4 protein-coding genes are annotated in these 5,241 nt (G+C 71.7%); 1 reads left to right on the top strand and 3 read right to left on the bottom strand.

Annotated features, from left to right (window positions below; translation table 11 throughout):
• Positions 1–2: 2 nt before the first annotated feature.
• From dop to O4U47_RS30995, 3 genes are all read right to left on the bottom strand, one after another.
• Entirely contained in the window at positions 3–1,523 is a 1,521-nt protein-coding gene (dop, locus tag O4U47_RS31005) for a depupylase/deamidase Dop (RefSeq protein WP_408639054.1), read from the bottom strand.
• On the bottom strand, positions 1,520–1,993 hold the full coding sequence (locus O4U47_RS31000) for a hypothetical protein (RefSeq protein ID WP_270681560.1): 474 nt from the start codon (positions 1,991–1,993) through the stop codon (positions 1,520–1,522). The genes dop and O4U47_RS31000 overlap by 4 nt, the downstream gene beginning before the upstream one ends.
• Positions 1,994–2,179: 186 nt before the next feature.
• Positions 2,180–3,991 (bottom strand): alkyl/aryl-sulfatase, encoded by a 1,812-nt coding sequence (locus tag O4U47_RS30995; RefSeq protein ID WP_270681559.1) that lies wholly within the window; start codon positions 3,989–3,991, stop codon positions 2,180–2,182.
• Positions 3,992–4,403: 412 nt separating this feature from the next.
• Between O4U47_RS30995 and O4U47_RS30990 the strand changes: the two genes are divergently transcribed.
• Positions 4,404–5,192 (top strand): isocitrate lyase/PEP mutase family protein, encoded by a 789-nt coding sequence (locus tag O4U47_RS30990; protein WP_270681558.1) that lies wholly within the window; start codon positions 4,404–4,406, stop codon positions 5,190–5,192.
• Positions 5,193–5,241: the final 49 nt, after the last annotated feature.

Genomic DNA, 5,241 nt, shown 5'->3' with positions numbered 1-5,241 from the left:
CCTCAGCGCCTGCCGCCGGTGAGCACGGCGACCAGGTCGGCCGCGGTGTCGGCGCTGTCCAGCAGCGCCCCCACGTGCTCGCGCGTACCGCGGTTGGGCTCCAGGGTGGGCACCCGCTGCAGCGAGTCGTAGCCCGGAAGGTCGAAGATGACCGAGTCCCAGGAGGCCGCCGCCACCGCGTCGGCGTACTTGGCCAGGCAGCGGCCGCGGAAGTAGGCGCGGGTGTCCTCGGGCGGCTCGGTGATGCAGCGCTCGACCTCGGCCTCGTCCACCAGGCGCTTGACCCGGCCCCGCCCGGCCAGCCGGTTGTACAGCCCCTTGTCCGGGCGCACGTCGGAGTACTGCAGGTCGACCAGCTGCAGACGGTGGTGGCCCCAGTCCAGACCGTCGCGGTCGCGGTAGCCCTCCAGCAGCTTGAGCTTGGCGACCCAGTCCAGCTCCTCGGCGCAGAGCATGGGGTCGCGCGAGAGCCGGTCCAGCACGTCCGCCCACATCCGCAGCACCTCGGCGGTGTCGGCGTCGGGCTCGCTGCCGTAGCGGTCCTGCACGTACTTCTCGGCCAGCTCCAGGTACTCGCGCTGGATCTGCAGGGCGGTCATCCGCCGCCCGTCGCGCAGCCGCGCCCGGTGCGTCAGGCCCGGGTCGTGCGAGATCGCCCGCAGGTCGGCCACGGGCGTCTCCAGCGACAGGTCGACCCCGATGAACCCGTCCTCGATCATCGACAGCACCAGCGAGGTGGTGCCGAGCTTCAGGAAGGTGGACACCTCGCTCATGTTCGCGTCGCCCAGGATGACGTGCAGGCGGCGGTACTTGTCGGGGTCGGCGTGCGGCTCGTCGCGGGTGTTGATGATGGGGCGCTTGAGCGTGGTCTCCAGCCCCACCTCGACCTCGAAGAAGTCGGCGCGCTGGCTGATCTGGAAGCCCGAGTCGCGCCCGTCGGCCCCGATGCCCACCCGGCCGGCGCCGCAGACCGCCTGGCGCGAGACGAAGAAGGGGATCAGGTGGCGCACGATGTCCCCGAAGGCGGTCGACCGGCGCATCAGGTAGTTCTCGTGGCAGCCGTAGGAGGCGCCCTTGTTGTCGGTGTTGTTCTTGTAGAGCTGGATCGGCTCGACGCCGGGCACGGCGGCGGCCCTCCGGGCCGCGTCGGCCATCACCCGCTCGCCGGCCTTGTCCCACAGCACCGCGTCGCGGGGGTTGGTCACCTCCGGGGCCGAGTACTCGGGGTGCGCGTGGTCGACGTACAGGCGGGCGCCGTTGGTCAGGATGACGTTGGCCAGCCCCAGGTCCTCGTCGGTGAGCTGGGTCGGGTCGGCGACCTCGCGCGCGAGGTCGAAGCCCCGCGCGTCGCGCAGCGGGTTCTCCTCCTCGAAGTCCCAGCGCGCCTTGCGCGCCCGGGCGGCCGAGGCCGCGAGGTAGGCGTTGACCACCTGGGTCGAGGTCACCATCGCGTTGGCACCGGGGTTGCCGGGCACGGAGATCCCGTACTCGGTCTCGATGCCCATAATCCGCCGCACAGTCATGGTGGAAGGTTATCCACCGACGCGCCGTCTTGAACTCCCCTCCGGGGATTGTGGCCCAAGTGCCTCCGCTCAAGGGCCGGAGGGACCGTTTCCGGCACCGGGCCCCGGTGTGCCCCGAAGGGCGGGTGTGCCCGGTGATCACCGGGCGCACCCGCCCCGGAGCCGTCCTGCTCCTCCGGGACACACCTGGTGGGGTGCACCCGGTACGGGACGCCCACCACCTCGACCGTGTCCGGGATCGTGTCCCGGACGACCACGGCGTCGTCCACCGGGCCGTTCAGGTCGGGCGTGTCCTGCAGCGCGACCGCCCACGTGAACCCCTCGGCGGGGCCGCCTTCGAAGGCGGGGGTGGGCTCCAGGGCCCAGTCGGCCCCGATCGCGGTCCCGACCACGTGGTTCTCGAGGGTGAGGCGCCCCAAGAGGAATTCGGAGCCGTCCACGCGGACGTCGGCGGTGTGACCGCAGAGCACTGCGTCCTTTCGGGCCGGGGGGCTCCATATCACCCGCCCGGCGACTGCAGCCATATTACGGAAATGGACTCTTTCGGCATCGGTGATTCCCTCTCTGGTTCGTCAGAGAATGGAGGCCGCCCTCCCCCGCTTCTTCGTCGCCGGAAAGGACTGAGGCCCCTTCCTCTGGCCGCCGCGGCGCACGGGTCAGGGCGTGACGATGTCGAAGTCCGGGTCCACCTCGGCCAGCAGGCTCCACAGCGTGGCGAGCGCATGGGGGTCGCCCTCGGTCGTGATGCCGTCCAGGTTCTGCGTGGCGATCACTTGGAGGAGCTGCTGCTTGGTGAGGAAGAGGGTCAGGTCGGCGCGGGAGCCGTTGCGGGCGCCGGTCTGCACCAGGACGCCGTTGGACAGGCGGAGCCGCACCTCCTGCTTGAGGTCGGTGAAGATCCAGTCGATGGTCAGGGTCGTGTACCAGGCGCGTGGGCCGTCGACGCGGACCGCGATGGAGTCGAAGACCTGCGCGACGCTCAACGCCTGGAGGACGTCCGGCGACGAGGTGTCGACCGGCGTGGGGACCTTGTCCCCGCGCAGCTCGGCGGCGCCCTGCAGGTAGAAGTTGCGCCAGGTGCCGTTCTCGGCGCCGTGGCCGAGCCGGTCGTACACCTCGGCGAGCAGCCGGCGGGCGCGGACGTGGCGGGGGTCGTCGAAGACGACGTAGTTCAGGACCTGGGCGGCCCAGCGCAGCTCGCCCGCGTCCACGTCCTGCCGGGCCCGGTCCACCACCGTGTCGGCGCCGCCCATGTACTCCACGTGCCGCCGGGCCGACGCCTCCGGGGGCAGCTCCCACAGATGGGCCGGGTTGCCGTCGTACCAGCCCATGTACCGCTGGTAGACCGCCTTGACGTCGTGCGAGACCGACCCGTAGTAGCCGCGGGCGTGCCAGGCGGAGGCGATCGCGGGCGGCAGCTCCATCCGCTCGGCGATCTCGTCGCCGGTGTAGCCCTGATTGATCATCCGCAGGGTCTGGTCGTGCAGGTAGGCGTACAGGTCCCGCTGCTGGGACAGGTAGAGGGTGAGCTCCTCGGTGCCCCAGGTGGGCCAGTGGTGCGAGGCGAACAGCACGTCGGAGTCGGCGGCGTACAGCTCGATGGCCTCGGTCAGGTAGTTCGCCCACACGTGCGGGTCGCGGACGAGCGCGCCGCGCAGGGTGAGGATGTTGTGCAGGGTGTGGGTGGCGTTCTCGGCCATGCACAGGGCCCGCCGGTCGGGGAGGAAGACGTTCATCTCCGCGGGCGCCTCGGTGCCGGGCGTCAGCTGGAACACGAGCCGGACGTCGTCGACCACCTGCTCCTGGCCGGTGGCGGTGACGGTCACGGTGGGCTCGATCAGCGAGATGGTGCCGGTGGAGGTGGTCTGGCCCAGGCCGGCGCCGATCTGGTGGGAGGCGTCCTTGTCCAGCACCGTCCCGTACATGAAGACCGACCGGCGGTTCATGGCGGTCCCGGCGTAGACGTTCTCGGCGACCGCGTTCTCCAGGAAGCCCTCCGGGGCGATGACCGGCACGTCCGCCGCACCGTCCGGCAGGACGCCCCGGACGCCGCCGAAGTGGTCGGCGTGGGAGTGGGTGTAGACGACCGCTTTGACGGGGCGTTCGCCGCGGTGCTCGCGGTACAGGGCCAGGGCGGCGGCCGCGCACTCGACCGACAGGAGCGGGTCGATGACGACGACGCCCTCGGTGCCCTCGATGAAGGAGATGTTGGACAGGTCGAAGCCGCGGACCTGGTAGACGCCGTCGGCGACCTCGTACAGGCCGTGCTTGGCGCAGAGCTGGGCCTGGCGCCACAGGCTCGGGTTCGCTTCCGGGGGGCACTCCACGTCGACGAACGCGTAGGCGTCCAGGTCCCACACCACGCGTCCGTCACCGTCGGTGATCTGGGCCTGGCCGGCCGTTCCGCGGTATCCCCTGTCGGCGTTCTTGAAATCGGTGCGGTCGTCGAACGACGGCTGCGTCTCCATGGTGGACCTCCGCTCGGGCGCCGGGGAACATTTCGGCCGTTTTCGTTCCCGGCCCCGGGCGGCGCAAGCGCCAGGGAAAAGTCACTCCTGCGGACGAGACAGGCCACTGGACGAAATTGCATCGGATGCTACACGGAGACGCAAAGGGAAAATGCAATACGAAGGGGCTCGCGGAGGAAGTCTTCCGCCCCTATCGGCGCCGAGGGGAACCGTGGTCCGGTCCGGCGCCGGACCGGATCGGCGGCGCCCGGCGGCCTCCCGGCCGCATCCGGCCCGTGCCGGGAGTCCCCCGGCCCTGTCGGTACGCCACCGCCCTGTGCGGCGGACGCGGCCCTCGGTATGTCACGTTCCCGGCCCCGGGCGCGTCGTTCAGGGGACGGACATCCACCCGACCGATCGGAGGGCCGGACCAATGGGCACCATTGCGACTGACACGAGCACTGAGGCGGCGCGGCTCCGGGACCTGCACAAGCCTGGCGACCCGCTGCTCCTGCCGAACGTGTGGGACGCGGCCAGCGCGAGCATCGTCGAGGAGGCGGGCTTCCCCGCACTGGCGACGGCCAGCGCGGCGATCGCGGCCATGCTCGGCCACGACGACCACGAAGGGGCGCCCGCGGAGGAGATGCTCGCCGCCGCCGGGCGCGTCGTGCGGGCGTCAGGCGTCCCTGTCAGCGTCGACGCCGAGGCCGGATACGGCCTTCCGGCGGAGGAGCTGGTGGAGCGGCTCGCCGGGATGGGCGCCGCCGGGTTCAACATCGAGGACACCGACCACAGGGGCGGCGGGATGGTCGGCGCCGCCGAGCAGGCGGCGCGCATCTCCCGGCTGCGCGAGGCGGCCCGGGGCTCCGGCCGCGACCTGGTCGTCAACGCCCGGGTGGACGTCTTCGTCAGCGGCGGGGACATGGGCGGGGAGGACCGCCTCACCGAGGCCGTGGAGCGGGGGCGCCGGTACATGGACGCCGGGGCGGACTGCGTCTACCCGATCCTGATCCCGTCCGAGAAGGCGCTCGCGACGCTCGTCGACGGGGTCCCCGGGCCGATCAACGCCAACTGCATGCCCGGCTGGTCGAGCCTGAGCCGCGTGGCCGAACTGGGGGCGGCGCGCGTCTCCCTCGGTCCGGTGCCGTACCTGCGTGCGCTGGACACCCTGAAGGAGATGGCCGCGCGTGTCGCCGAATACGGCGACCCCTACGCGGTCTGAGCCAGAGGGGAACCGTCCGCGGGCGGGGGCGCCCCCGCCCGCGGCCGGC

Origin of the sequence: Nocardiopsis suaedae, assembly GCF_027706745.1 — a bacterium.
GTDB classification, from domain to species: Bacteria; Actinomycetota; Actinomycetes; order Streptosporangiales; family Streptosporangiaceae; genus Nocardiopsis_A; species Nocardiopsis_A suaedae.
This window is presented reverse-complemented; position numbering and strand designations above follow the sequence as displayed.

Coding starts and splice junctions, on each gene's coding strand:
- O4U47_RS30990 (WP_270681558.1), top strand. CDS start 4,404: ATGGGCACCATTGCGACTGACACGAGCACTGAGGCGGCGCGGCTCCGG.
- dop (WP_408639054.1), bottom strand. CDS start 1,523: ATGACTGTGCGGCGGATTATGGGCATCGAGACCGAGTACGGGATCTCC.
- O4U47_RS30995 (WP_270681559.1), bottom strand. CDS start 3,991: ATGGAGACGCAGCCGTCGTTCGACGACCGCACCGATTTCAAGAACGCC.